The organism is Corynebacterium sp. A21 (assembly GCF_052266655.1).
In the GTDB taxonomy this organism is placed as follows: Bacteria; Actinomycetota; Actinomycetes; order Mycobacteriales; family Mycobacteriaceae; genus Corynebacterium.
The window spans coordinates 40,039-62,130 of record NZ_JBQPQY010000011.1; the positions used below are offsets into that span (position 1 = coordinate 40,039).

Annotated in this window: 20 protein-coding genes; 10 read left to right on the plus strand and 10 right to left on the minus strand. The window is 62.1% G+C overall.

The annotated features are described in order from the left end of the window. Positions 1 to 18: 18 nt before the first annotated feature. The 4 genes from ACTU46_RS13110 to ACTU46_RS13125 all read right to left on the minus strand — a co-directional run bounded on the left by ACTU46_RS13110 (position 19) and on the right by ACTU46_RS13125 (position 6,463). Positions 19 to 2,151 (minus strand): galactan 5-O-arabinofuranosyltransferase, encoded by a 2,133-nt coding sequence (locus ACTU46_RS13110; protein ID WP_443382392.1) that lies wholly within the window; start codon positions 2,149 to 2,151, stop codon positions 19 to 21. A gap of 146 nt (positions 2,152 to 2,297) precedes the next feature. Then, a complete protein-coding gene (locus ACTU46_RS13115; protein WP_443382394.1) occupies positions 2,298 to 3,059 on the minus strand; it encodes a decaprenylphospho-beta-D-erythro-pentofuranosid-2-ulose 2-reductase in 762 nt (253 codons plus the stop codon). Positions 3,060 to 3,078: 19 nt separating this feature from the next. Beyond that, entirely contained in the window at positions 3,079 to 4,494 is a 1,416-nt protein-coding gene (locus tag ACTU46_RS13120) for an FAD-binding protein (RefSeq protein WP_443382396.1), read from the minus strand. A 1,732-nt stretch (positions 4,495 to 6,226) separates the two neighbouring features. Next, a complete protein-coding gene (locus tag ACTU46_RS13125) occupies positions 6,227 to 6,463 on the minus strand; it encodes a hypothetical protein (RefSeq protein ID WP_443382398.1) in 237 nt (78 codons plus the stop codon). 109 nt (positions 6,464 to 6,572) lie between these two features. On the opposite strand from ACTU46_RS13125, the gene ACTU46_RS13130 reads away from it, so the two are divergent. The 4 genes from ACTU46_RS13130 (at position 6,573) to ACTU46_RS13145 (ending at position 9,257) form a co-directional block, all read left to right on the plus strand. Beyond that, positions 6,573 to 7,091: a hypothetical protein gene (locus ACTU46_RS13130; RefSeq protein ID WP_443382400.1), complete on the plus strand. Its 519-nt coding sequence runs from the start codon at positions 6,573 to 6,575 to the stop codon at positions 7,089 to 7,091. Beyond that, positions 7,091 to 7,660, plus strand: a complete 570-nt coding sequence (locus tag ACTU46_RS13135; protein WP_443382402.1) for a hypothetical protein — start codon at positions 7,091 to 7,093, stop codon at positions 7,658 to 7,660. Before ACTU46_RS13130 ends, ACTU46_RS13135 begins: the two co-directional genes overlap by 1 nt. Before the next feature lie 65 nt (positions 7,661 to 7,725). Then, on the plus strand, positions 7,726 to 8,664 hold the full coding sequence (locus tag ACTU46_RS13140; protein ID WP_443382404.1) for a hypothetical protein: 939 nt from the start codon (positions 7,726 to 7,728) through the stop codon (positions 8,662 to 8,664). Positions 8,665 to 8,804: 140 nt separating this feature from the next. Beyond that, positions 8,805 to 9,257, plus strand: coding sequence for a GtrA family protein (locus ACTU46_RS13145; protein WP_443382493.1), 453 nt, complete (start codon positions 8,805 to 8,807; stop codon positions 9,255 to 9,257). 61 nt (positions 9,258 to 9,318) lie between these two features. Here the strand turns inward: ACTU46_RS13145 and ACTU46_RS13150 are convergent, their stop codons facing one another. Beyond that, the gene (locus tag ACTU46_RS13150; protein ID WP_443382406.1) at positions 9,319 to 9,876 is read right to left on the minus strand and encodes a lysostaphin resistance A-like protein; all 558 of its coding nucleotides are present in this window, start codon (positions 9,874 to 9,876) and stop codon (positions 9,319 to 9,321) included. A 55-nt stretch (positions 9,877 to 9,931) separates the two neighbouring features. Then, on the minus strand, positions 9,932 to 10,234 hold the full coding sequence (locus ACTU46_RS13155; protein ID WP_443382407.1) for a hypothetical protein: 303 nt from the start codon (positions 10,232 to 10,234) through the stop codon (positions 9,932 to 9,934). Positions 10,235 to 10,527: 293 nt separating this feature from the next. Here ACTU46_RS13155 and ACTU46_RS13160 point away from each other — a divergent pair, with 293 nt between their 5' ends. After that, positions 10,528 to 11,931, plus strand: a complete 1,404-nt coding sequence (locus tag ACTU46_RS13160; protein ID WP_443382409.1) for an Abi family protein — start codon at positions 10,528 to 10,530, stop codon at positions 11,929 to 11,931. Positions 11,932 to 12,165: 234 nt separating this feature from the next. On the opposite strand, the gene glfT1 is transcribed toward ACTU46_RS13160, so the two are convergent. Then, positions 12,166 to 13,086 (minus strand): galactofuranosyltransferase GlfT1, encoded by a 921-nt coding sequence (glfT1, locus tag ACTU46_RS13165; protein ID WP_443382411.1) that lies wholly within the window; start codon positions 13,084 to 13,086, stop codon positions 12,166 to 12,168. Between the two features lie 151 nt (positions 13,087 to 13,237). Between glfT1 and ACTU46_RS13170 the strand changes: the two genes are divergently transcribed. Further along, the gene (locus ACTU46_RS13170) at positions 13,238 to 13,420 is read left to right on the plus strand and encodes an antitoxin VbhA family protein (protein WP_443382413.1); all 183 of its coding nucleotides are present in this window, start codon (positions 13,238 to 13,240) and stop codon (positions 13,418 to 13,420) included. Next, positions 13,413 to 14,027 carry a Fic/DOC family protein gene (locus tag ACTU46_RS13175; protein WP_443382414.1) on the plus strand — a complete coding sequence of 205 codons (615 nt, stop codon included), beginning with the start codon at positions 13,413 to 13,415 and terminating at the stop codon, positions 14,025 to 14,027. The genes ACTU46_RS13170 and ACTU46_RS13175 overlap by 8 nt, the downstream gene beginning before the upstream one ends. A gap of 81 nt (positions 14,028 to 14,108) precedes the next feature. Here the strand turns inward: ACTU46_RS13175 and wzt are convergent, their stop codons facing one another. Both wzt and wzm read right to left on the minus strand, forming a co-directional pair. After that, positions 14,109 to 14,936: a galactan export ABC transporter ATP-binding subunit Wzt/RfbE gene (wzt, locus tag ACTU46_RS13180; protein WP_443382416.1), complete on the minus strand. Its 828-nt coding sequence runs from the start codon at positions 14,934 to 14,936 to the stop codon at positions 14,109 to 14,111. Between the two features lie 25 nt (positions 14,937 to 14,961). After that, positions 14,962 to 15,810: a galactan export ABC transporter permease subunit Wzm/RfbD gene (gene wzm, locus ACTU46_RS13185; protein ID WP_443382495.1), complete on the minus strand. Its 849-nt coding sequence runs from the start codon at positions 15,808 to 15,810 to the stop codon at positions 14,962 to 14,964. A 293-nt stretch (positions 15,811 to 16,103) separates the two neighbouring features. Here wzm and ACTU46_RS13190 point away from each other — a divergent pair, with 293 nt between their 5' ends. The 3 genes from ACTU46_RS13190 to ACTU46_RS13200 all read left to right on the plus strand — a co-directional run bounded on the left by ACTU46_RS13190 (position 16,104) and on the right by ACTU46_RS13200 (position 21,086). Beyond that, positions 16,104 to 17,339, plus strand: coding sequence for an aminotransferase class V-fold PLP-dependent enzyme (locus tag ACTU46_RS13190; RefSeq protein ID WP_443382417.1), 1,236 nt, complete (start codon positions 16,104 to 16,106; stop codon positions 17,337 to 17,339). A 106-nt stretch (positions 17,340 to 17,445) separates the two neighbouring features. Beyond that, positions 17,446 to 19,467 (plus strand): hydantoinase/oxoprolinase family protein, encoded by a 2,022-nt coding sequence (locus ACTU46_RS13195; RefSeq protein WP_443382419.1) that lies wholly within the window; start codon positions 17,446 to 17,448, stop codon positions 19,465 to 19,467. Beyond that, positions 19,464 to 21,086 carry a hydantoinase B/oxoprolinase family protein gene (locus ACTU46_RS13200; RefSeq protein WP_443382421.1) on the plus strand — a complete coding sequence of 541 codons (1,623 nt, stop codon included), beginning with the start codon at positions 19,464 to 19,466 and terminating at the stop codon, positions 21,084 to 21,086. The genes ACTU46_RS13195 and ACTU46_RS13200 overlap by 4 nt, the downstream gene beginning before the upstream one ends. On the opposite strand, the gene ACTU46_RS13205 is transcribed toward ACTU46_RS13200, so the two are convergent. Next, positions 21,083 to 22,051, minus strand: a complete 969-nt coding sequence (locus ACTU46_RS13205) for an NAD(P)H-quinone oxidoreductase (RefSeq protein WP_443382423.1) — start codon at positions 22,049 to 22,051, stop codon at positions 21,083 to 21,085. The genes ACTU46_RS13200 and ACTU46_RS13205 overlap by 4 nt on opposite strands. Positions 22,052 to 22,092 lie beyond the last annotated feature (41 nt).

The window sequence follows — 22,092 nt, forward strand, 5'->3', positions numbered from 1 at the left end:
GAGTTTACGTCAGATTTTTCAGCCTTCACGAGTCACCACCACGAAGGGGCCAATCTGAGTCAGATCCCACACTGAGCCGGCGCCGGTAAAAGGCTCCAGACTGAAGTTCAACCGGTGGTATCGCACGTTCGGGTTATTCGGGTAAATGTCCTCGGCGATGTGGTACTTCAGTCCCTTATCGGGCTCCTCCAGGGAACCGCGGAGAATCAGCACATCAGGGATATTCCAGGGCGAGGATTCCAGGGTCTGGAGGAACTCCCGCGGATCCGAGAGTTCCTCCCAGGACTCCTCGGCCCAGCTCTCCAACGCGCTGTTACGGCGATTGAACTCGCCCAGCGGGTTGGCGTAGTGGCTGGTGAAGGCCTGGAAGCCACGGTAGGGATTGAAGGACAGAAAATTGATCTCATCGGTCAGGACCACGGTCTCGGAGGGGTCGTAGCCGAAGGAACGGATGTGTTCGTCAATCTCGGCGTAGTACCTGCCGGCATCCGGGGTGCGACGATCGCCGCGCTCACCATTGCCGTCTGTGTCGGAGTAGGCCTGATCGATCTCCTCCTGATTTTTATAGGGGATGTCCTGGGCGTACTTCAGACCACTGAAGATCATCAGGATGACCATCACCAGAGTGATGGAACGCGAGATCTTCGGGGTGATCCGGTGGGGATACATCCGGTGCACCCCCACCAGTCGGATATCGGCCAACGCCAGGACACCGGCGGTGCCGAGGGTCAGCACGATGATGGTGTCGATGCGGAAACCGAGCAGGGTGGAACCTGCAATGGTGGACACCATGGAGGCCACCGCCCAGGAGTAGAAGATGGCCAGACCGATGCCCATGGCACGCAGATCCTGGTCGACCGCCCGGGCGATGAGGAAGATCAGCCCGATCAGACAGAGCAGCCCGATGATGCTGGGGGAGAGGAAGGGCACCGGAATTTCGGTGCCCTCCTTCGGTAGGAAGTGGGTGGCGGTCGCCCCGGACATCGGGCGTCCCTGGATGACCGCCCAGAAGAAGGGGCCCCAGAAGATCAGGGCCATGAGCACCGCAGCGATGCCGATGCCGGTCATGCGGAGCAGCGGCATCCAGGAACGCTCACCGACGGCGGCGAAAGCCGCGGCGATGGCGATCACCGAGAGCGCGATAGCCCCGGTGTACAGGGTGTACATCGAGGCTGAGCCGCCGAGATAGAGAATCAGTCCGAGGGCGGCGAAGGGGGCGCCGACCACTGCGCGGCGAGTCAGCACGGTGGCGGCGGGCACGCCCAGCGCGACGATGGCGGCGTAGGGCTCGTCTGCGGCCATCACCAGGACAACGCAGGTGCTGAACAGGGCGATGCCGGTGGCCACCGCCAGGGATCCGGAGATTCGCTGCCAGACCGGGACCAGCACACTGGCTGCGGCGGCAATCGAGACCAGGGCCCAGGGCTGGTAGACCTGCCAACCCGGAATGCCGAGCAGATCAGCCAGGCGGCCCCCGAACCAGAACCACGCGCCCGGGTAATAGGTGGGCATGTCGATGTAGTTCATGTCCGAGAGCGCCCAGGTGTCCGTCATCCGGGTGAGGAACTGGGTGCGGAAACCCTGGTCGACCTGAATACCGTCGAGGTAGAGCTTGGTGGAGGCCAGGGGAATTGCGGTGGTGGTGACCACCAGGGCCGCCGGGGAGAGATAACAGATCAGGTAAGTCAGGATCAGCCGCCAGCGTGGCCGGGTGATCGTCTCAGACTCCGGCCCAGCAGGCTTATCGACTTCCCCGTCATCGGCCGCGCCCGCAGCGGTGGTGCTGTCGGCGTCCCCGGCATTCTTATCTCCGGCGTTCTTGACCGCTCGGGCGAAGCCGTGGCCAACGGACTGCTCATCGAAGAGCCAGAAGATCACCGCCACCGCCACCGCCACCAACACCACCAGGGTGCCGGCGGTGGCCAGGCCCTTGGTCACCATCGAGGTAGAGAAGGCCGGGAGGGAGGTCATGCTGAGGACGAACCAGGCCAACAGGGTGAGCACCCCGCCGCCCAGTGCCGCCGCACCAATGGCCAGAACCGTGCGCTTCCGATTCAGCTGGTCAGTGAGATAGCCCTCGGTGGGTTCCGGCTCCGGGGCATCCAGCGGGTGTGGCTCCGGTGTCCCGGTAGTGCTGGTGGTGGTCATCATAAAAGGCATTCTCCCATAACCTCCGGCCTGATCCCCAGGTACAACGGTGTGGCCGGACCCAGGATCACGCGAACCGCCACCGCCAAGGAGGGAATCCTCCCGGGCGGTGGCGGTGACCGTGGCTGTTAAATCAATGGTTGATGGTATTAGAAGGGCAGCTTGCGGAAGATCTGCCGCGGAATGAAGTTGAAGACGGTGGTCACCAACTGGAAGGCCGGGTGGACGAAGATGATGTCCTTGCCGCCGAGCACCGCCTTGAAGGTGGCCTGTGCCACGTCCGCTGGATCCACGGTCAGCGGAGCAGCCTTGGCTTCAGCAGACATCTTGGTGCGTACCTGGCCCGGGCGGACCACGAGCACATTGGCACCGCTGCCACGCAGCGCCTCACCGAGCTGGGTGTAGAAGCCGTCCAGGCCAGCTTTGGAAGCGCCGTAGACGAAATTGGAGCGGCGCACGCGTACTCCGGCGACGGAGGAGAGCGCGACGATGGTGCCGTGGCCCTGCGCCTTGAAGCGCTCACCCAGCAGCACACCGACGGAGACCGGGCCGGTGTAGTTGATCTGTGCGGAGGCAACGGCCTTGGCCTGGTCCTGCCACAGTTCCTCCTGGTCACCCAAGGTGCCGAAGGCCACGATCGCGATATCCACGTCACCGTGGGCGAAGGCCTGGTCGATGACCGCCGGGTGGGAGTCGAAGTCGGTGGCATCGAAGTCGAGGATCTCGACCTCACGGGCACCGGCGGCCTTGACCTCGGCCACCGCGGCGTCGATACGCGGGGAGTCCGCGCGGGCGGCGAGGGTGACCCGGGCCGGACCGCGGGAGAGGAACTCAGCGACGATCGCGAGCCCGATCTCGGAGGTGCCTCCGAGGAGCAGAATGTTCTGGGCTTGGCCCACTGCGTTCAGCATGATTGAAGTCAGTCCTTTCTTAGCGCAGCTCGAGGCGGCGGGACATATCGGAGGCGAAGACGCCGTGCGGGTCGATCTCATTGCGGATCTTGAGCCAATCGGCCATGCCCGGGTACATCTTGTGGAAGGTCTCCGCAGAGGTGCGGGACTCCTTGGCCAGGTAGAGGCGGCCACCGAACTCCAGGACACGACGGTCCAGATCATCGAGGAACTCGCTCAGCCCGGCGCGGATCGGGAAGTCCACGCAGACATTCCAGCCCGCCATCGGATAAGACAGCGGGGCACGGTTGCCCTCGCCGAAGAGCTTGAAGACATTCAGCGCCGAGTAGTGGCCGGAGCGCTGGATATCGCGGATGATCTGCTTGAACGGCTCCACGGCATCCATCGGCACCACGAACTGGTACTGCAGGAAACCTGCTGGGCCGTAGCCGCGGTTCCACTCGCCGACCAGGTCCAGCGGCTGGTAGAACTTCGTCAGGTTCTGCACGGAGTTCCGGTAGGTGCCGCCCATGGCGTAGTACAGGGTGCCGATGGTGTTCATCGTCAGCTTGTTCATGGTGAAGGAGGGGAAGACATCCGGCACCGTCATCAGCTGCGGAGCGTTGAACTTCAACGGATCCTTCGCCAGTTTCGGGGCGAGTTCCTCCAGCTGCGCCAGCGTGGCCAGGGAACCACGGGAAATGCTGGCACGACCCAGCTTCGGCGCCGGATTGATCGCATCGAACCACGCTGAGGAGTACTCGTAGTTGACCTCGGAACCATCCGAGTGGAAGGCGACGGTCTCCTCGAGGTTGTTCGTGGTGTCACCATCAGCGATGAAGTAGGCCGTTTCGGTCTTCGTCATCTTGATCTTGGCACGCAGGATGACACCGGTCAGACCCATGCCACCCACGGTGGCCCAGAAGAGATCACCCTTCGGGTCATCCTCGGAGCCCTCGGACTCAAGGTGCAGAACGCGGCCATCGGCCACCAGCAGCTCCATGCTGACGACATGGTTGCCGAAGGAACCGGCCGAGTGGTGGTTCTTGCCGTGGATATCCGGGCCGATCGCACCACCGATGGTTACCTGGCGGGTACCCGGCAGCACCGGAACCCACAGGCCATAGGGGAGAGCAGCCTTCATCAGCTGATCCAGGGTGACACCGGCATCAACATCGACGATGGCGGAGTCCGGGTCGATCGAATGGATCTTATTCAGGACCGGCATATCGATAACCAGGCCGCCACCGTTCTGCGCGGGATCGCCATAGGAACGGCCCATGCCTCGGGCGATGATGCCCCGGCGCAAGTGCTCCGGACGGGAGCTGTTCTCATCAGCGACCTGCTTGACGGCAGCAATGATCTGCTCCGCATCAGGGGTGGACAGGACCTGAGCCGTGGACGGCGCGGTACGGCCCCAGCCGGTCAGGGACTTTTCAGTGGTCTGCAGTTCCATCTTCCGATTCTTCTGTCGACGGACATGCCCTCATTCCGTGCCCGGAAAGTTCCCGGAGCATGGTCAGGCACGCGATACGAGGAAGACTCTACCCGCGCCGCCGACACCGGCGGGAGCTACGCGCCGTGATCTAGGCCCTACCTGAATCTCTCCCTATATATAGAGGTGCGAATTCAGGCGGTGGCTGTTGCCGTGAGGGAAGCGAGGCGCACGTCTGGTGCTCGTGGAGTCTGCGCCCACAGACCCCGGCTGGCGGCGGGGCCCAACTCGTTAAAGCTTCCCCGAGGTGCGGTGGGGAGGGGGTTAAAAAGCGTGGTCCAGGTTAACGCCGGGAAACTCATATCCCATGAGGGGGGCCTTAAATGAAAATGAGGAAAAGGGCTTGATACCTGAATTTCTAACAATCTTTATCAAGTATGAAACATATACTTGTTTCTCGACGATAGGCAGTGTTAACTTTATTCAAAGGGGAACAGATCGTTATATGACGCGATATGTTACATAAAGTAATTCTTTAATATTATGCAGGGAATAAGTTCGCTTAATTGAACTCCATAAACCCTGTGACCTGCATAGATGCTCGGATATCGGGGCGAGTGCCCCCGCATGGGGGCGCTTAATTGTGCTCAATTGAACATGTGCTCTTTCTTAATTGTTGCTGAAATATATGCGCTGAACATGGGTAATGTCTTGGTGTATATCAATCATTATCGTGAATTGATATTTAAAAATGAATTTGCAGTTGTCACTAAGCCTTTGGGCCTGCAATACTCGTAATTACCACACCGGCTAAAGGGTTCGGCGTCAGTGAATAAAAGGTAAACACATCAAATAATGTGGGCGCCTGATTGTTCACTGAACATCTCTCCCGAGATGGAGCGAATTCAGGCAGTATCGGTTGGTGTGAAATGAATCCTGACGGGTTCGGTGCCTTCAAGGCCGGCCCCACAAACTTCGAAAGGTCTTCATCATGTTTGATGTCATCAACGCCATCATCGACGCGATCTCCGGCGTTTTCTCCACCATCTTCTATGGCCTGGGCGATGTCGTCGACGCTTCCTCCGACGCTCTGAGCAACCTGTCCTAAGGTTCTCGGCGGGCCACTCCCATCTGTGAGTAAACGGCCCGCCACCAGCTAGCCTCGCTTCCCGTCGACTGATGGGGGCGGGGATGGTTCAAACACATATCTTCAGTGGCCGGTACTTGAAACTGCTGGCCTGACCCTTGAAAGGTTCATCATGGTTGATGTTATCCAGACCGTTATCACCGCCGTCTCCAACTTCTTCGGCGCCATCTTCGGTGGCTTGGGCAACGTCGTCGACGCGTCCTCCGAGGCTCTGGGCAACCTGTCCTAAGAGTGTCACCGGTGGAGCTCTCCCCGTGAGTTGATGCTTCGCCACCACCTGATTCTCTTCCCCGTCAATTGACGGGGGAGAAAATCGGGTATCCACAATCTTCGGGGTGAGGCCCTCTTGGGTGCTCGCCCCGCCACACTGAAAGGTCACTTACATGACTAACGTTATTCAGACCGTTATCGATGCAATCTCCGGCGTTTTCTCCACCATCTTCGGTGGCCTGGGCAACGTCGTCGACGCTTCCTCCACCGCGCTGGGCAACCTGTCCTAAGAGCTTCCCACGAAGCTGATACCGCCACTGGCGGTTGATTCAAAACCTCGGACCCATATGGGTGCCGGGGTTTTTGCACGTCCACCTGGCATGCCGGGGGATCGACCTAAAGGTCCAGGATCTCCCGGATTCGGGCGGGAAGTTCCTCCTGGGAAGTGATCTGCGGACCCTCGTAGTCCTTGAGCGCCTGGTAGAGCTCAACGCGATCCCGGCTGTCCAGCAGCGGAAGCTCCTGGGCTACCAGTCGGGTCATCAGATCATCAAGTGGTAGATCCGTCTGCTCTGCAGCGATATGGCGCGGGGATTCTTTTTCCGCTTCGGCCTTCTTCTTTTTCCCAAACATGCCTGTAGAGGTTACTCCCGGGAATCTGCAAAGCGTAGCCATACTAACTTTGGCCAGCACTTTTCCGGGACCCTGAGCCAGTGTCCCGGTGAACAACTACGCTGGTGGCATGAGCTCGAATATGGACTTCTACAGCCTTGATGACACCCTCGCCGGCCGCCTGGCCCAAGCCGGAATCCTCGGTATAGGACTGGCCCTGCCAGATTATGTGCCTTCCCGGGCGGGGCGTTTCCTGATCAACACCCTCCTCGGCGTCGGCGGAGTGGGGTTGATCGCCTATCTGAACTCTGTTGATGAAGACCCAGGTAATGATCCGGCGGTCCTGATCGACCGGATGCGGCAGGAGATCGGCGATCTGGGGCAGAAGGTCGGCCCGGACTCGGATACCTCAGCTGGCGATCTGGGATCCCCGCTGCGCACCTGGCTGATTATCGGTGCCACCATCTTCACTGCACTGGCCCTGTCCCGCCTGGAGTCCGGTGGCCGCAAGTGGCTGGCAAATATGCTGTTCAAGCGTGGTATCAAGCGGCCGCACACGGTGATCGGCGGGGTAGCCGCAGTCTTGACCTATGCGGGTTCAGAGGTGCTCAACCGGCAGCAGCACAATGATAAGGCGGCGCAGCTCTGATGGCCGAGTCGCAGGAGAGCGAGGAACTTCCCGGCGAGGTGCTGCAGCACCCGGTGATCGCGGTCGTCGATAAGCGTGGCGCTGATGAGCTGGTGGTCTGGCACGTGCAGACCACCCCGGATGCGCCCTCCGCATCGGGGGTGCTCAGCGGGGCCTGGATTCTCGGTGGAGATGAGGTGGATCCGGGGAGATTAGCGGATCTGCTGCGGGACACCGTGGTGCTGGCGGTCAGTGAATCCGTTGCCCCGGAACTGCCGCACACCACCCTGGCGGAGATTTCGGCGGCGATGATCGTTGCCGGTGAAGAGGTGAAGAAGGCCGCGAAGGACGCCAAGGCGGCCAACAAGGCCCTGCAGTTGCCGCGGTTGGAGGCCGTGAACCTGCCGGATCCGGCGGAACTGCAGGAGAACTACCGTGGCGAGGAGATTGCCGCCCGGGCCTGGGCACATGCCACCGCAACGGCCGAGCTGGTGGAGCAGTGGCACGCTCTGGAGGCGCAGCGGCGCAGCCGGAAATATCTGCAGGAGAGCTTCGGGGCACAGGTGCGGCCGCTGCCACTGAGAGGCTAAAAGCCTGCCCTCGGGGAGCCGGACGGTGCTGACCCAGAACTGGCAGAATCGCTACCCTGGGAGTTATGTCGCCGAAGCACACGCCCTCCAACGTCGTATCACTGGCGTCGGTGCGTGCCCGGCGGGCCACGCGGCCACCGCTGGAGCGGGAGCCCCGCACCGTCATTGTGCAGGCCTCGAATGTGCAGGCTGAAAATGAGGTCCACCGGCACATCGGAATCAACGATTCGCTGCATCTGCTGGACCTGCATGAAGTCCTGGACGTCTGCTTCTCTCAGGACCCAGCCGAACCACAGCGGCACAGCCCCTGGAGCTTCAGCCGGGGGGTCAGCCAGCAGCGGCTGGAACCGCCGGAAGAAATCCACCGGTCCCTGGGCCACCCCGATGATGAGATCACCTACCACTGGGGATTGTGGGAGATCCGGCTGCGCACCATCGAATCCTATCCGCGGGACCGGGGCACACCGCGGGCATTATGCGTCGGGGGTTCAGGTTCCTTCGGGGATAGCGAGTTTGATCTGGCGGCGGTGAATGCGGCACTGACCGGAACTGAAACGATTCGCAGCGTACTTGGCTCCACTCACGCCGAGATCCGGGAACTGATCCGGCGCAGTGAGATCTTCGATTATGTACCGCTGCTGCAGGCGCTTGATCTGACTCGACCCAGTCCGCTGCCAGCGGAGATCGCGGGGGTCTGCCGTCGGCTCCCACTGGAGCCGGAACTGGTGGCCCGGGACGCGTTTTGGACCGTGGTGTTGGCGCTGGCATGCATGAGTGATGAACATCTCGCGGCGGAAGTTCTGGAAACCACGATGGCGGCGCTGGGATGGGTCGATGATGATGGCTCCGCGCTCAGTGGCAGGCAGGTCAGGGATTTGTGCGCCGCCTCCCTGGTGGAGTTGGCCGGGATTGGTGGGTACGGGGTGGATGCACTGGCACCGGTGGACCGCTTGGACCTCTACCGGGAGCTACTCCGGGCCGGAATCCACCGGGCAAACAGGTAGGCTGACTAGCCGTGGCTGACAAGGAACTCGACAATGACGGCTTGTTCGTCGCTCCCGAACACATGACCAAGGAAATGGCGGAGGGCGCGATGGAATACACCGGCCCCCTACCTTCTGCCGAGGCGGTGGATCAGGAGGCGATGGATCGGGCCGCTAAGCTCGCTCGCGCCCAGGCCCGCGCAGATAATTCCGATAATCGGCTGATCACCCAGGGAATCAAGTTCATCATCTCCGGTGGCATCTCGGCGATCCCGGACCTGGGGATCACCTTCATCCTCCAGACCTTCTTCGGCGTGGGACCAGTCCTGGCGCGTACCGCCGGCTTCATCGTCGGTACGTTGACGGCCTATTTCATCAACCGTCGCTGGACCTTCCAGGCGGAGCCTTCGAAGCGCCGTTTCGCTGCGGTGGCACTGCTCTACGGCATCACCTGGGGGGTGAATGTGGGCCTGCACCAGTTGGGCTTCCACCTCTTCACCGGCTGGGGACTCTCGGATGGTTTGGCCATCGTCTGCGCCTACGTGATCGCCCAAGGTGTGGCCACGGTGGTGAACTTCGTGGTGCAGCGCACCATCATCTTCAAGGTGAGATAAAACGCTGCTTATCGACGCCGTGCCGCAAGTCCGGGCACGGCGTTTCGCTTTGCGCCGGGCACTATCCCAGCAACCACAGCACCAGCACCGGACTGAGCAGATTGACCAGAACATGCGTGAGCGCGCCGGGGAGGAGAGAACCGCTGCGCTGGCGCAGCCAACCGGCGAGCCAGCCACTGGCAAACTGCACCGGCAGTAGGGGCCAGAAACCGGGATCCACGGTCAACAGGATCAGGTGCGGCAACAGGAAGATCGTGGATTGGATCAGGTTGCCCCACCAATAACCCAGCCGAGGCAGCAACACCCCGAAGACTAGGCCACGGAAGAAGAGCTCTTCCAACACTGCCCGGGAAATTACCCCCAGGGCCAGGGTGAAGGTGCTGGCCAGAATGAAAGTGACCCCCACCGCATCCATCCGGTCCGCCGGAAGCAGGGGTAGCACCACTACGAACAGGCCGAGATTGACCATAGTCAGGAGCAGCGCCCAGTAGTAGCTGGTCAACGGTCCGAACTGCAGCCCGATTCGGTTGGCCGCTGCTGCCCAGCCGATACCGTGTGGCCGAGATTGCACCAGCACATAGATAACTACTGGCAATCCAAATAGCATTAGCTCGCTCATATCCCGAGGCTAATCGACGCCGCGCCGCACGTCCGGGCACGGCGCCTGAGGCAGCTTAGGGCTGCTGCACCATGGCTGCGGCCACCGGGACGGGATCTGTCAACGGATGCCCCAGGAGTTCCGCGAGGGAGTTGCTGGTACTGGCCAGGAAACCATGTGCGGCGGCAGAGTAGAGCGAGAGCAGCATGCCCGGCTGGAAGGGCAGAAGGCCGCTGCAGTTAAGGGTCGCTCTGCGTACTTCCAGGGATTCCGGTTGGTAGGGAAGCCCTGCATGCTGGGCGATGTTGGCTGCAGTGATGGCCCGAGATCCCACCAGATCGTAGATCTTTCCGGCATGAGCTTTGGGGTTTCCAGCCACAACAGCAGCTGCTTCCGCCAGATCTGATCTGCTGGCTCCGCTCCATCCCCGTGAATGTCGTTGTCAGAGATCGAGGCATCCCTCAGAGGTATACCCGCCGGTGCCGACGCAGTGCGCGTTTCCGTAGCCTGAACCTCTACCCTCTTTTCCTGGACGGCCCCGTTAGGGGTCGAACTCTGGCAGGGATAGCTCTCTATGACGTTTTCGGTTGCTTAGTGTGCAAGTATTTAATATAATTGTGTTATCACGACTAGCCGTTCTCCTCGTATGAGGAGGCGGCTAGCTTTATTTATATGAGAAACAGTAAGAGTCGTTATGAAAAACCGTATACTTCGGTTCCTGAGCAAGTTTCGATTCTCCAGCAGCGGGGCATGGATGTAGGGGATCCCCTACAAGCTGAAGCATTGCTCCGTCGATATGGGTACTATCGTTTGTCCGGTTATACGCATTTTTACCGGCAAGATCCTAGTTCCAGTGGCTTCATCGCGGGGACAACTCTCTCCCAAGTTAAGCTGCTCTATTGCTTTGACGAAAAAGTCCGGTCCCTATTGCTTGAAGGGATCAGCCAAATCGAAGTGGCTCTTAGATTCCATATTGGCCACCGGTTGGGTCGAAGGGATACCTTCGCTCACCGATCAAGCGCTGAATTTGAGAATAAATTCGGTACTTGGTCTGTCAGTGAAAACGGGGTGACACTATCGAAGCATCAAGAGTGGCTAAAAGAGTATACCCGGCAAGAGAAACGCTCCCAGGAAGCTTTTGTCCAGCACTTTCGTCGCCATTATGGGCCCCATTTACCGGTTTGGGTGGCCACAGAAGTTATGTCCTTCGGTACTCTTTGTCAACTTTTCCAAGCAATGCCGGAAAATGACAGAAAGCTTGTAGCGGCCCGATTCGGAGTCCTCACTAGAGACGGCGATGGTGATGCGGGAACTTTTTCCACATGGCTTAACCACTTGAGGCACCTCCGAAATTTATCTGCTCATTATTCTCGTGTCTGGAACCGAACTTTTGATGTCGTTCTGGGGAAACCAAACAGCTCTGCTGTCAGCGAATTAGCACACTGGGATGATGTGTCGGTCCGGAAGCTCTACGGAACCATCTCGGTGCTCCATTTTTTACTTGCACGTGTTAACCCACAGTCGGATTGGTATGCCGAAGTTATTTCTTTAGTCACTGACTTTTCTCGTCGTAGTGGTATTTCAGTGCAGGCTATGGGGTTTCCCTTGGACTGGCAGGTAGAGCGAATATGGCAGCCAAATTACTGTGCTGACATGCATTTACTCGATGTGGTAGATGCTATTGATAACATCGCAGTGGTCAATAGGCGCGAGGCGATGGGGCTGTTAACGCAACAAGAAAATGATGCCGCACGTAAAAAATGGCTGCGCTACCTGATCAAGAAAGATACTCTTATTGGCCATAAACTTGGGCCGCAGATGTATTTTCCGGTTTTCCAGTTTAAAGACGGCGATATTTTCGCTCCCGTAGCGACCGTAAACGTGAATCTGTTTAGGCGTTTCAGTCAGACAAATGTGCGCCCGGCCGAAGCTGCTCTGGAGGTGCAGCGATGGTGGCTTACGCCGCTAGCAAGGCATGGCTTCGATAGTCCTCCAATAAATTGGATTAAGAATAATCCGGAGGAAGTCATTCTTGCCAGTAAAAGATGGTCCGCTACGCACCTTGCGGTCAGATAAGGGACTCTTCACTATGGAGTGGTGAGGCCGTGAGCCTGACCTCCTCAACTGACATGGTCGCCCTCTCATGGCGCTCACTGGCTGATGATGGTTGGTGGGCGTGAGTGGGCCTGACCCATGGCTCTGTCGATCAGGGGACGATGCTTGCCTACGGGCAACCGAACCCGGATACGGTGATCGGCAGCCGGGGACCGGTCGCGTCCCTGGTGTTCACTCTCCGTCTGGCCTCGGCCTTCAAGGTCGGGTGAAGCGCTCCCGACGCCCCAGCCGGTGCAGCTTGAACCACTCGCGGAATCCCTTCAGGTCCCGCCGCTGGATAAGGAAGAACCAGCCGAAACGGGCGTACTCCTGCGGCAGCAGCTTGCGCATGCCGGGCTGGCTCATCACGTAGCCGCGGTTGCGGTAGGTGAAGTAGCGCTTGCCCTCATTGTCCGGGTACTGGGTGTGCATCCGGCCACCGAGGATCGGCTTGAATTCATCGGAGCCATCCGGGTGCAGGTAGGCGGTGGTCAGGCAGGTGCCGAAGTTCAGGCCGGAGCGCACCAGGCGGCGGTGGTACTCCACTTCATCGCCGCGGATGAACAGGCGGTAATCGGGCACCCCGATGATCTCCATGGCTCGTGCGCTGATCAGCGCACCATTGAAGAGGCTGGCAATCCCGGGGAGGAAATCACCCTCCAGCTCTTCGAGGCGACGGCGCCAGACCAGTCCCTGGCGCAGCGGGAAGGCGAGGGCGCCGGGGTCGTTGATATTGCAGACCACGGGGGAGACCTCGTGCAGACGGTGGGTCTCGGCGACGTCGTAAAGCGTTTCCAGGACGGTCGCATCGGCCGGGCGGCCATCGTCATCGGCGCACCAGATGGCCTCGGCGCCGAGGCTGAGCGCGGAGAGGAAGCCGAGGGCGAACCCACCGGCACCGCCCAGGTTCGTCTTCGAGGGCAGGTAGATGCCGCGATCGCCGGCGAGCTCAGCCAGCAGTTCCTTGACCTCAACTTGATCGCCGTTGTCCACGACGATCACCCACTCCACCGGCTTGGTCTGGTGGCAAACCTGCTCCAGCGAGGCACGGAGCAGCTCGACCCGCTTGTGGGTGACGATGACCGCGGCGGTGGTGTGGCCGTGGTGCAGGTGGGGGAGGGCGCTGGGTTCTGACATGGGAAACATTGTGCCACGGTCGTCGGACTTTACCCGGGCGGGGCACTCATCGGGAGCTACCCGCGGGTGAAAAGTTTCCTCACCCTCTGGCGCAGTTGTGTCGTAGGTCATAAGGTGGAGCAAACAATGCGAGTGATGGGAGTGATCGGCCATGGCAGACACCGAAGTTCAGGTGCTGCGGCAGCGGCAGGTCGAGGATGCGGAACACAGCGGTCAGATGGAGGGCCTCGAGATTTCAGCGGTGGCCCGGCAGGCCGCAGATTCCTTCATCAGCGGCGAGCTTGACATCAATGACCTGGTGACGCAGGTCAGCGGCAGGTACGGCCATGCCTGAGCTCAACGACCCCTACCTTGATGAGGGTACCGGCATCCTGCGCAATCTGGTGGGCGCGACCACCTGGGCGGAGCTGGCCGAGGCAGAGGCTGACCTGACCTTCGTCCGTGCCGTCGAGCTCAATTACCTGGATCTACCGGGCACCCGAGACATTGTGGAACTCAAGGCGATCCACCACCAGCTCTTCCAGGATCTCTACCCCTGGGCCGGTGAGGTGCGCACCGTGGATATCCGTCGTACCTCGGAGGGGTTTCTCCCGGCGGTGGCGATTGACCGCGCCAGCAGTATCGCCGCCGGGGATCTCCGCACCGAGCACTACCTCAAGGGGCGGAGCCGGGAGAACTTCATTGCCCGGCTGGCGCATCATTATGACCAGTTCAATTACATCCATCCCTTCCGGGAGGGCAACGGCCGCACCCAGCGGATCTTCTGGTCCCGGGTCGCTGCCGACGCAGGTTGGCGGATGGACTGGACCCAGGCCGATGGTGAGGTCAATGACCGGGCCAGCCGGCTGGCGGCGGAGGAGCGCGACCTCAAGCCCCTGAAGGTGCTGCTGGGTGAGGTGGTCCAGGCGCAGCTGAGCCCGGAATGGGAGGTTCCGGAGTAAATGGGAAAGCGCGGGTGCTCCTTCAGTTTCCTGAGGGCACCCGCGCCTGAGCCTGGGGGGATTTTTGGATCCTGCCAGGCTCTATCCTGCCGGGTTCTCTTCTTCCGGAGTGCGCCCGGCCTTCTCGTCTTCGAGGCGGTGCATCAGGCGGCGGACGTGATCCGCGGCGCCCTTGCCCTCATAGGCTTCCACGACCTCGTCGACCATGCCGACCTGGCGGATCTGACCGTGATCCACCCAGAGGGCGGTATTGCACAGCTGCGCCAGGAAGTCATTGGAGTGGGAGGCGAAGACCAGGATGCCGGAGCGCTCCACCATTTCCTGCAACCGGGTACGGGCCTTGGCCATGAACGCGGCATCGACCGCGCCGATGCCCTCATCCAGCAGCAGCACCTCCGGTTCGATGGAGGTGACCACGCCCAGTGCCAGGCGGATGCGCATCCCGGTGGAATAGGTACGCAGTGGCATGGACAGGTATTCACCCAGCTCGGAGAATTCGGCGATGTCATCCAGCTTCGCCTTCATCTGCTTGCGGGTCTGGCCCAGGAAGAGGCCCCGGATGATGATGTTCTCGTAGCCGGAGATTTCCGGGTCCATACCCACGCCCAGGTCGAAGACCGGGGCCACGCGGCCCCGGATCGACGCTGAGCCGCGGGTGGGTTCGTAGATTCCGGAGAGCAGCCGCAGCAGGGTGGACTTGCCGGCACCGTTGTGGCCGACCAAGCCGACGCGGTCGCCTTCACGCAGGTGCAGATTGACGTCCTTGAGGGCCTCAACCACCACGGTGTTGTTGCGGTTGCGGCCGATAGAGCCGCCGGCGGCGCCGAGGAAGGCCTTCTTCATGGAGCGGGATTGGGCATCGAAGACGGGGAAGTCGACGCAGGCGTTGTAGGTGTCGATGGAAACCATGTGTGTACTTAACTCCTCGAAGTTTCTAGACCCAGTAGCTGACGCGGAAACGCCACTGTTTCATGGCCAGCATCGCTAGGGCGAGGCCGGCGATGGTGAAGCCGATGACGATCCACCAGTGGTAGGCGGGCAGGTCGGCGCCGATCATCGGGGCTCGGACGATCTCGAGGTAGTGGTACAGCGGGTTCAGTTCCGCGAGGCGGGCCCGGGAGCCGAGTTCGGAGACATTCTCCTGCAGGGTGGAGGTCATCCAGACGATCGGGGTGACGTAGAAGAGCAGCTGGGTGCCGGCCTCGAGCAGCGGGGAGACATCGCGGTAACGGGTGGCCACGATACCGAAGAACATGGCCACCCACACGCCGTTGATCACCAGCAGCGCCATCGCCGGGATGACCAGCAATACCTCCCAGCCCAGGTCGCGGGGGAAGATCAACATCAGGATCACCCAGATGACCAGGTTGTGGGCCAGGAAGAGCAACTGCTTCCACACCAGGCGGTAGACATGCACCGACAGGGCCGAGGGGAGCTGTTTGATCAGTCCCTCATTGTCGATGAAGATGTCTGAGCCCTCCTTGATGCATCCGGAGATGAAGCTCCACATGATCAGGCCCACGGTGACGTGCGGCAGGAACTCGGCCAGCGGGATCTTGAAGAGCACCGAATAGAGCAGGCCCAGTGCCACGGCCATCACGCCGGTGGCGATGGTGATCCACAGCGGGCCCAGGACTGAACGTCGGTAGCGTTGTTTGATGTCCTGCCAACCCAGGGACAGCCAGAGCTCGCGCTGCTGGAAGCCGCGGACGAGATCATCCCAGGCGGCTTTGAAGGTCGCCGACTCGGAGCGGGGGACATTGTCGACCTCGACACGGGTCATCCGGTCAAGGTCGGCGCGTAGTTTCTGGATTTCAGCTTCTTCCTGCACGAGGAACAGCCTAACCGTTGTGGCGACTTCCCCCGAGTCCCGCGACGCGTGGCAGGTTGATGCTCTCGGGTCGACGCGGCTACACAGGCAGCTCACAGCCTGGTATGGCAGTGTTTCCGGGAAGTGCTTCCGACCCTCTCAGGGCAGGATGCTGGGCGAATATGTGTTCTGTCCGGGTCGGTGCAATGATGAAAGCAAACCGGCATACTTGGAGATGAAACTTCGGGGGAGAAGGAGAAGGTTTGATGGCCTATGACGTGGCTCGGGTTCGCGGGCTCTACGTCTCGTTGAGTGATGGCTGGACCTACCTTAACGCCCACGCCTGCCCACAGATCCCGGAACGGGTCTCGGCTGCGGTGGCCCGCTCTTTCCGTCTCTCGCCCGGCCTGGCTGATATCGAGCCCACCTCCGGCACCCACTCCCGGGCCTCCCGGGTAGGGCGCTTGGAGGGGGAGTCCTATCTCGATGCGGCTCGCCTCGCGGTGGCAGATCTTTTCGCTGCTTCCCCGGAACAGGTGGTGCTGGGGCCGAGCCTGCAGGTGCTCTATCACGGGTTAGCCCGGTCGATGTATCCGTTGCTGCGGCACAATTCCTCCATCGTGCTCAGCCATCTGGACCAGCCGGTGCTCACCACCGCCTTCCAGGGACTGAATTCGAAGGTGCGGTGGGCGCAGCCTGATCTGGCCACCGGCGCACTGCCGAGTTTCCAGTACGCGGATCTGGTGGACGGCACCACCCGCTTGGTCAGTCTCTCCGCCGCCCATGACCTGCTCGGCACGGTCGCCCCGGTCGCCGAGATCGCCGAAGCCGCTCATGAGCGCTCCCGTGCCTGGGTACTGGTGGATGCGACCGCCGTCGCGGCCTACCGGCCGATGAGCGCGGAGGAATTCGGCGCGGATATCCTCGCCGTGGATCTCAGCGCTCTCGGCGGTCCGCAGCTCTCGGCCCTGGTTTTCCGGGACACCAGGATGTTCCGTCGGCTGGATTCCCTGGTTCCCGGCGTGGAGGGGGATCTGGCGGCCAAATTGGAGTCCCCGGTCTCCACCGGGCTGGCCGGTGGCGTCGCGGCTGCGGTTGATCACCTGGCAGATCTGGTGGAGTCCCGGGGCACCCGTCGCACCCGCCTGCAGCATTCGATGGCGGAACTCTCCGGGTACCTGGGGCATCTGGCCACGGAGCTGCAGGCTTCGCTGAGCACCCTTTCTGCGGTGCATATCCTTGGGGTGACGGGGGAGGCCGCCGGTGGTGGCATCGCCGACCGGATTCCGCGCCTGAGTTTCGCGGTCCGGGATGTGCCCGCTGAGACGGTGCAGCAACGGCTGATCGACAACGGTCTAGTGACCACGCTCTGCCCGCGGACCCCGCTGCTCAGCGAGATGGGTGTGGATGAGATCGGTGGCGCGGTGACCCTGTCCCTGGGGCCCTTCAACACTGCCGCAGATGTGGATAATCTCACCCGCGTCGTCGCCTCCCTGGCCTAGAACGCTTATCGACGCCGCGCCGTTCAGGCGCAGCGGCCGAGCCCACCCTGGTGGCAGGCTGCGGCGGGCGTCGATAAGCTCGGTGGCACTTGACGAGGGAGTGCCCATGAGCACAACAGAACTGCAGGTCGCGGTGGACACCGGTGGTACCTTCACCGATATCGGGGTGCGTCGCGCGGATGGGTCGATGGCGGTGTGGAAGGTGCCCTCCACACCGCACGCCCCGGATGAGGCGGTGATCACCGGGCTGCTCGAGGCGATGGAACGACAGGGGGCGGATCCCACCCACATCGCCCGACTGGTGCACGGCACCACCGTGGCCACCAATACCGTGCTCACCCGCACCGGGGCCCGCGTCGGACTGCTGACCACCGAAGGTTTCGGGGATCTGCTGGCGATCGCGCATCAGGCCCGCCCCGCGCTCTATGACGCCCGTATTACTCGGGTGGCGCCGCTGGTGCCGGGTGCACTGGTCACCGAGATCGCCGAGCGGATGGCGGCGGATGGTTCGGTGCTGCAGCCGCTCAACGAGCAGTCCCTGGCGGCGGCCGCAGCACCTATCAGGGAGCTGGAGCTAGATATTCTCGTCGTCTCCTTCCTCAACGCCTACGTCAACCCGGCACATGAACAACGCGCCGTGGCCCTCCTGACGAAGCTCGGCGTGGCACCCCGGGTCACCGCGGCGACTGCGGTGACCGCTGAGATGCGTGAATATGAACGCACCTCCACCGCAGTGGTCAACGCCTTCGTGCAACCGAAGATCGCCAGCTACCTGAGCCGACTCAACGCTGGCATCGAAGAACTGGCGATCCCCTCAAAACTATGGATCATGCAGTCCAACGGTGGGCTGCTCAGTCCCAGCCTGGCCAGTGAACACAGCGCCCGGACAGTGCTTTCCGGTTTGGCCGGTGGGGTCGTCGGTGCCGCGAACTGGTCCCGGCTGCTTGGTCTGGACCACACCGTGAGTTTCGATATCGGCGGTACCAGCACCGATATCGCCCTGATCCGTCATGGGCAGCCGGAGGAGACCATGAGCGGGGAGATTGATTCCCTGCCGCTGCGACTTCCGGCCGTGGCGGTCCACACCATCGGCGCCGGCGGGGGATCGATCGCCTGGCGCGATTCCGGGGGCGGATTACGCGTTGGTCCGCAGAGCGCCGGGGCTGATCCCGGCCCGGTCAGCTATGACCAGGGCGGTAGGGAACTGACGGTCACCGATGCGCACCTGGTGTTGGGCAGGCTCGGTGACAGTTTGCTGGGCGGGCGCTTCGCGCTGGACCGAGCCACGGCCTATACCCGAATGAAAGAATGGGGTGCTGAGCTGGGAATGGGACCGGAGGACACCGCTGCCGGCATCCTCGCGGTGATCGCCGCCACCATGGCCCGCGGCATCCGTCGGGTGAGCGTGGAACAGGGCGTGGATGTCCGCAGCTGCCACCTCATCGCCTTCGGCGGGGCCGGCCCGCTGCACGGTGGTGATCTGGCCGTTGAACTGGGGATGCGTTCCGCGGTGATACCACCGACCCCGGGTATCGCCTCGGCGGTGGGGATGCTCGACGCCCCGGTACGCCATGACTTCGCGGTGCCGGTGGCAGCCACCGAAACAACCGGATCCGCCAACCTGGCCCAAGACTTTAAAGAGTTGGAGTCGCGGGCCACCGCAGAGATGGCAGCCGCTGAGATCGACTTCACCCGCCAGGTGGATGCCCGCTATATCGGCCAGAGCTATGAACTGACCATCGACTGGCACCCGGACTGGGCGACGCAACGAACCGCCTTCGACACCGCCCATGAACAGCGCTACGGCTTCCACGATCCCGCCGCCACCATGGAGATCGTGGTGGCCCGACTGGTGGCCACCCTGCCGCAGCCAGAAGTGACACAACCGTACTGGCAGGCCACCGGCTCCGGGACCCCTGACCCTAAGACCCACCGCGAGGTCTACATCGACGGCCGGTGGCGACGGACCCCGATCTACGATCGCCAAGAAATTCCCGCCGGAATGATCATTGAAGGTCCCGCCATCATCGACCAATTCGACTCCACCACCTATGTCCGCCCCGACCAGGACTGTCGCTGCGATGACCACGGCTTCCTGCACCTTTCCCGGAAAGAGGATGCGCGATGATACTCAACGCCGTGGAACTGGAGATCGCCCGCAACCGGCTGGAATCCATCGCGGAGGAGGTGGGCACCGCCCTGATCCGCACCTCCTACTCCCCAAATATCAAGGACCGTCGGGACTGCTCCGCCGGCATCTACGGCCCCGATGGGGAACTGATCTCCCAGGCTGAACACATCCCGCTGCACCTGGGCCTGATGCCCACCCTGATCCGGGCCACGCTGAGCGAATACGGGGCGGAAAGGCTCAGGCCCGGAGATGTCCTGCTGACCAACAACCCCTACCTGGGTGGCTCGCACCTGCCGGACATGTGCGTGATCACCCCGGTCTTCCAGGATGATGAGATCATCGCCGTGATCGCCACGATGGCCCACCACGTCGACGTCGGCGGCCAGACCCCGGGATCCATGTCCACCCAATCCACGGAGATCTTCCAGGAAGGCATCCGGGTGCCGCCAGTCCGGCTCTTCGCCGAGGGTGAATTACAGGAAGAACTACTTTCCCTCCTCCTGATGAACATCCGCACCCGGGACAAGACCCGCGGCGATCTCATGGCACAGGTGGCGGCGAACCGGCTGGGGTCGCGCCGGGTCACCGAGTTGGTGGCGGAATGGGGAGTTGAGGGTTTCCACACCGCCTGCCGGGCGTTGGTCTCCTATGGCGAGCGCCGCACCCGCGCGGCCATCGCCCAACTTCCGGACGGCACCGGCACCTTCACCGACTACCTCGAGCACACCGGCGCACAGCCCGCACACCTACCGATCGTGGCCACCGTGACGGTCCGTGGGGAGGAGATCGAGGTGGATCTCACCCAGACCTGCGATCAGGTCCGCGGCGCGGTGAATTGCTCAGCGGCGGTGGCCACCGCCTGTGCGGCCTATGTGGTCAAGACCCTGGCCGATCCGACGCTACCCTCGAATGCGGGCCTCACCGCCCCGATCACGGTGCACACCCGCCCGGGCAGTCTGGTCCATGCGGTCTTCCCCGCACCGGTGGCCCACGGCAATATCCAGACCTCCCAACGCCTGGTCGACGTTTTGCTCGGGGCCTTCGAAACCTTCACCGAAGGGCTGGTCCCTGCCGCCTCCTCCGGTTCCATGAGCATGCTCACCATCGGCGGGATGGATCCAAACAGCGGGGTGTATTACTCCTATGTGGAGACCTACGGCGGTGGGCAGGGTGCCCTGCCGGATCAGAACGGTGCCAGCGCCACCCACACGCACATGACCAACACCCGAAACACCCCCTGCGAGGTCATCGAACGCGAGTATCCCCTGCAAGTGGAGGCCTACCGCATCCTGCCCGGTACCGGCGGGGCCGGGCGCTTCCACGGCGGCGACGGCCTGGAACGCAGGCTGCGGCTCACCGCCGGAACCGCGATCGTCACCATCGGCACCGAGCGGGTGAAAACCGGCCCCTGGGGACTGCATGGCGGAGCGGACGGCGTGACCGCCAGAGTGCAGCTCCACGACGAGTCCGGGGATCACGACCTGGAAGCCATGACCCGGGTGGAACTCACCGCCGGGGAGGCGATCTCGATCCGCACCGCCGGCGGCGGTGGATACGGGCGGGCGCTTATCGACGCCGCACCCGAGCCTGGGCGCGGCGTCGATAAGCGTTCTTAGGCGACCTCGAGCACGATCTTGCCCGTCACCGCGCTGTCCTCGAGCAAATCCAGGGCCTCGCCGGCGCGGGCGAGCGGGAGGGTGCGGTCGATGTGGTGGGAGATGCGACCATCGGCCAGCATCGGCCAGATGTGTTCGATGGTCTCGGCGACGATATTGGCCTTGTCCTCGAGATCACGGCCGCGCAGCGCGGTGGCGGAGATGGTCAGACGCTTGCGGAGCAGGGTGTTCAGATTGATCTCACTCTTGATTCCGCCCTGCAGGCCGATGGTGACCATGTGGCCGTCCGGGGCCAGGGCGGTGAGGTTCTGCTTGAGGTACTTCGCGCCGATGATGTCGAGAATGACATCAGCCTTGTTCTTCAGCACCTCCGCGAAGTCCTCTTCGCGATAGTTGATGAGGATATCCGCCCCAAGCTCCTTGCAGGTGGCCAACTTTCCGGCAGAACCAGCGGTGACCGCGACGGTGACACCCAGCGCCTTTCCCATCTGGATGGCGAAGGTGCCGATGCCGCCCGCGCCGCCATGGATCAGGAAGGTCTGGCCTTCCCGAAGACCGGCGAGCATGCCGATATTCGACCAGACGGTGCACGCGACCTCCACGATGGAGGCGGCCTCGGTGAAGGAATAGCCCTCCGGAATCGGCATGAGCTGCCCCTCGGGAACAGCCACATACTCGGCATAGCCGCCGCCAGCGAGCAGGCAGGCCACCTTCTCCCCCTGGGAACGGCCGGTGGTCCCCGGATCCTCGATCACCCCGGCGCATTCCAGGCCAAGAATTTCAGAGGCACCGGCGGGAACCGGGTAGTTGCCCTGAGACTGCAGCAGGTCAGCGCGGTTCACGCCAGCAGCATGGACCTTGACCAGGACCTCACCCTCCTTCAACTCGGGGGTGGGCACCTCCGCCAGAGTCAGCTGTGCCTTCGGATTTTCCTCGTTGGGTTCAATGAGAGTGATTGCCTTCATACCCTCCAAGGGTAGGGGAAATTCCGGGTTGCGGGGAGGGT

Coding starts and splice junctions, on each gene's coding strand:
- ACTU46_RS13130 (WP_443382400.1), top strand. CDS start 6,573: ATGAGCTCGAATATGGACTTCTACAGCCTTGATGACACCCTCGCCGGC.
- glfT1 (WP_443382411.1), bottom strand. CDS start 13,086: ATGTCAGAACCCAGCGCCCTCCCCCACCTGCACCACGGCCACACCACC.
- ACTU46_RS13160 (WP_443382409.1), top strand. CDS start 10,528: ATGAGAAACAGTAAGAGTCGTTATGAAAAACCGTATACTTCGGTTCCT.
- ACTU46_RS13125 (WP_443382398.1), bottom strand. CDS start 6,463: ATGTTTGGGAAAAAGAAGAAGGCCGAAGCGGAAAAAGAATCCCCGCGC.
- ACTU46_RS13140 (WP_443382404.1), top strand. CDS start 7,726: ATGTCGCCGAAGCACACGCCCTCCAACGTCGTATCACTGGCGTCGGTG.
- ACTU46_RS13110 (WP_443382392.1), bottom strand. CDS start 2,151: ATGATGACCACCACCAGCACTACCGGGACACCGGAGCCACACCCGCTG.
- ACTU46_RS13175 (WP_443382414.1), top strand. CDS start 13,413: ATGCCTGAGCTCAACGACCCCTACCTTGATGAGGGTACCGGCATCCTG.
- ACTU46_RS13200 (WP_443382421.1), top strand. CDS start 19,464: ATGATACTCAACGCCGTGGAACTGGAGATCGCCCGCAACCGGCTGGAA.
- ACTU46_RS13120 (WP_443382396.1), bottom strand. CDS start 4,494: ATGGAACTGCAGACCACTGAAAAGTCCCTGACCGGCTGGGGCCGTACC.
- ACTU46_RS13145 (WP_443382493.1), top strand. CDS start 8,805: ATGGATCGGGCCGCTAAGCTCGCTCGCGCCCAGGCCCGCGCAGATAAT.
- ACTU46_RS13135 (WP_443382402.1), top strand. CDS start 7,091: ATGGCCGAGTCGCAGGAGAGCGAGGAACTTCCCGGCGAGGTGCTGCAG.
- ACTU46_RS13205 (WP_443382423.1), bottom strand. CDS start 22,051: ATGAAGGCAATCACTCTCATTGAACCCAACGAGGAAAATCCGAAGGCA.
- ACTU46_RS13190 (WP_443382417.1), top strand. CDS start 16,104: ATGGCCTATGACGTGGCTCGGGTTCGCGGGCTCTACGTCTCGTTGAGT.
- wzt (WP_443382416.1), bottom strand. CDS start 14,936: ATGGTTTCCATCGACACCTACAACGCCTGCGTCGACTTCCCCGTCTTC.
- ACTU46_RS13170 (WP_443382413.1), top strand. CDS start 13,238: ATGGCAGACACCGAAGTTCAGGTGCTGCGGCAGCGGCAGGTCGAGGAT.
- ACTU46_RS13150 (WP_443382406.1), bottom strand. CDS start 9,876: ATGAGCGAGCTAATGCTATTTGGATTGCCAGTAGTTATCTATGTGCTG.
- ACTU46_RS13195 (WP_443382419.1), top strand. CDS start 17,446: ATGAGCACAACAGAACTGCAGGTCGCGGTGGACACCGGTGGTACCTTC.
- wzm (WP_443382495.1), bottom strand. CDS start 15,810: ATGACCCGTGTCGAGGTCGACAATGTCCCCCGCTCCGAGTCGGCGACC.
- ACTU46_RS13115 (WP_443382394.1), bottom strand. CDS start 3,059: ATGCTGAACGCAGTGGGCCAAGCCCAGAACATTCTGCTCCTCGGAGGC.